Source organism: Rhizobium sp. LARHSG275, assembly GCF_052871115.1.
Genome location: NZ_JBIXJN010000048.1, coordinates 1 through 3,400 on the forward strand (window position 1 = coordinate 1; position 3,400 = coordinate 3,400).

The following is a 3,400-nucleotide window of genomic DNA, read 5'->3' on the forward strand; positions in this document are numbered from 1 at the left end:
GGGCTGCTCCACCCCGCGTTATTATATTACAGCAGAAAGGGCCGCTTGGGCGACCCTTTTTGTTCGGCATGGGCCGTTTGTTTTGTTTAGAGAAGATTGTTTTATCAAAGTTGCGTTTTGCAGACCTGGCAGCGACCTACTCTCCCGCGTCTTAAGACGAAGTACCATGGGCGCAGGGGCGTTTCACGGCCGTGTTCGGAAAGGGAACGGGTGCAGCCACCCCGCCATAACCACCAGGTCGGCAAAGCGCAACTTTGTTGTTTTGAGAAGCTGGATTTGGAGCGAATAGGGAATAGTGAGTAGCGAATAGATTTTCGCTTCTGCCCTTTTCGCTGGTTTTGAACACGTCTTTTGGAACCTCTTCCGGCTGCGGGTGCTTGTGGCACCGATACAGGCCAGAGGCCGTCGCCAATCGTTTGGCGGGCCGTCCGCAGCGCCATGGCGCGTCAGGACAAAGGTCTGGCACATCGAACTTTGTTCGATGAGCATAGTCAATGAGAACGATCAAGCCGATCGAGCTATTAGTACCGGTAAGCTTCATGCGTTGCCGCACTTCCACACCCGGCCTATCAACGTGGTCGTCTTCCACGGCTCTGATAGGGAATACTCGTTTTCAGGTGGGTTTCCCGCTTAGATGCCTTCAGCGGTTATCCCGTCCATATGTAGCTACCCTGCTATGCCCTTGGCAGGACAACAGGTCCACCAGAGATATGTCCATCCCGGTCCTCTCGTACTAGGGACAGATCCTGTCAATATTCCTACACCCACGGCAGATAGGGACCGAACTGTCTCACGACGTTCTGAACCCAGCTCACGTACCGCTTTAATTGGCGAACAGCCAAACCCTTGGGACCTGCTCCAGCCCCAGGATGCGATGAGCCGACATCGAGGTGCCAAACAACCCCGTCGATATGGACTCTTGGGGGTCATCAGCCTGTTATCCCCGGCGTACCTTTTATCCGTTGAGCGATGGCCCTTCCACGCGGGACCACCGGATCACTATGACCGACTTTCGTCTCTGCTCGACTTGTCAGTCTCGCAGTCAGGCGGGCTTATGCCATTGCACTCGACGACCGATTTCCGACCGGTCTGAGCCCACCATCGCGCGCCTCCGTTACTCTTTCGGAGGCGACCGCCCCAGTCAAACTACCCACCATACACTGTCCCGGACCCGGATGACGGGCCGCGGTTAGACATCCATGACGATAAGGGTGGTATTTCAAGGATGGCTCCACGGAAACTGGCGTCCCCGCTTCAAAGCCTACCACCTATCCTACACATGCCGACACGAATGCCAGTGTAAAGCTATAGTAAAGGTGCACGGGGTCTTTCCGTCTGACCGCAGGAACCCCGCATCTTCACGGGGAATTCAATTTCACTGAGTCTATGTTGGAGACAGCGGGGAAGTCGTTACGCCATTCGTGCAGGTCGGAACTTACCCGACAAGGAATTTCGCTACCTTAGGACCGTTATAGTTACGGCCGCCGTTTACTGGGGCTTCGATTCAAAGCTTGCACCTCTCCTCTTAACCTTCCAGCACCGGGCAGGCGTCAGACCCTATACGTCGTCTTGCGACTTCGCAGAGCCCTGTGTTTTTGATAAACAGTCGCTACCCCCTGGTCTGTGCCACCCCATAATAGTTGCCTACCATGGGGTCACGCTTCTTCCGAAGTTACGCGTGCAATTTGCCGAGTTCCTTCAACATAGTTCTCTCAAGCGCCTTGGTATACTCTACCTGACCACCTGTGTCGGTTTCGGGTACGGTCTATACGGTGGAGCTATTTCCTGGAACCGCTCCGCTGCCCTGATAATCCAATAAACCAGAACAACTTGTGCAATCCGTCACTACCACCAGGCCCACGAATATTAACGTGGTTCCCATCGACTACGCATTTCTGCCTCGCCTTAGGGGCCGGCTAACCCTGCTCAGATTAACTTTAAGCAGGAACCCTTGGTCTTTCGGCGAGAGGGTCTCTCACCCTCTTTATCGTTACTCATGTCAACATTCGCACTTCCGATACCTCCAGGAGCCCTCACGGGTCTCCCTTCATCAGCTTACGGAACGCTCCGCTACCACTTGCATCACTGCAAATCCTCAGCTTCGGTGCATGGCTTCAGCCCCGTTACATTTTCGGCGCAAAGACCCTTATTTAGACCAGTGAGCTGTTACGCTTTCTTTAAATGATGGCTGCTTCTAAGCCAACATCCTGGTTGTTTTGGGATCCTCACATCCTTTCCCACTTAGCCATGACTTGGGGACCTTAGCTGGAGGTTAGGGTTGTTGCCCTTTTCACGACGGACGTTAGCACCCGCCGTGTGTCTGCCGAGTAGTACTCCCCGGTATTCGGAGTTTGGTTAGGATCAGTAAGACGGTGAGTCCCCATAGCCCATCCAGTGCTCTACCCCCGGGGGTATTCGCTCGACGCTCTACCTAAATAGATTTCGCGGAGAACCAGCTATTTCCGAGTTTGATTGGCCTTTCACCCCTAGCCACAAGTCATCCCAATCTATTGCAACAGATGCGGGTTCGGTCCTCCAGTTGGTGTTACCCAACCTTCAACCTGCTCATGGCTAGATCACTCGGTTTCGGGTCTAATGCAACAAACTAAATCGCCCTATTCAGACTCGCTTTCGCTTCGCCTACACCTACCGGCTTAAGCTTGCTTGTTACACTAAGTCGTTGACCCATTATACAAAAGGTACGCCGTCACCCTTGCGGGCTCCGACTGTTTGTAGGCATCCGGTTTCAGGTTCTATTTCACTCCCCTTGTCGGGGTGCTTTTCACCTTTCCCTCACGGTACTTGTTCGCTATCGGTCATGCACGAGTACTTAGGCTTGGAGAGTGGTCTCCCCATGTTCAGACAGGATTTCTCGTGTCCCGCCCTACTCTAGGACAATCATGATATCTACGCGTACGGGGCTGTCACCCACTACGGCCGCACTTTCCAGAGCGTTCCACTTTAATCACAATTGCCACTGGCCTGGTCCGCGTTCGCTCGCCACTACTTGCGGAGTCTCGGTTGATGTCCTTTCCTGCAGGTACTTAGATGTTTCAGTTCCCTGCGTTCGCTTCTTACACCCTATGTATTCAGGTGCAGATACCTTATCACAATGCTTGGAACCTGGCGTCGCCTTGCGACGCAGCGAATAGTTGTTAGCGAATAGCGAATAGAATTTAAAAACTATTCGCTACTCACTATTCGCTATTCGCGGCGCCTGCGGCGCCAGATTCCCAAGCATTTAAGGTGGGTTGCCCCATTCGGAGATCCATGGATCAAAGCTCATTCGCAGCTCCCCACGGCTTTTCGCAGCGTATCACGTCCTTCATCGCCTGTGCATGCCAAGGCATCCACCAAATGCCCTTACGACACTTAATCGTTCTCATTGCCAATGCTCATC

At 53.4% G+C, this 3,400-nt stretch carries 2 rRNA genes; both read right to left on the minus strand.

The annotated features are described in order from the left end of the window. Window positions 1–123: 123 nt before the first annotated feature. Window positions 124–238, minus strand: a 5S ribosomal RNA gene (gene rrf, locus ACIPSK_RS32880). Between the two features lie 262 nt (window positions 239–500). Continuing rightward, window positions 501–3,378: ribosomal RNA gene (locus tag ACIPSK_RS32885) — 23S ribosomal RNA — on the minus strand. Between the last annotated feature and the right edge of the window lie 22 nt (window positions 3,379–3,400).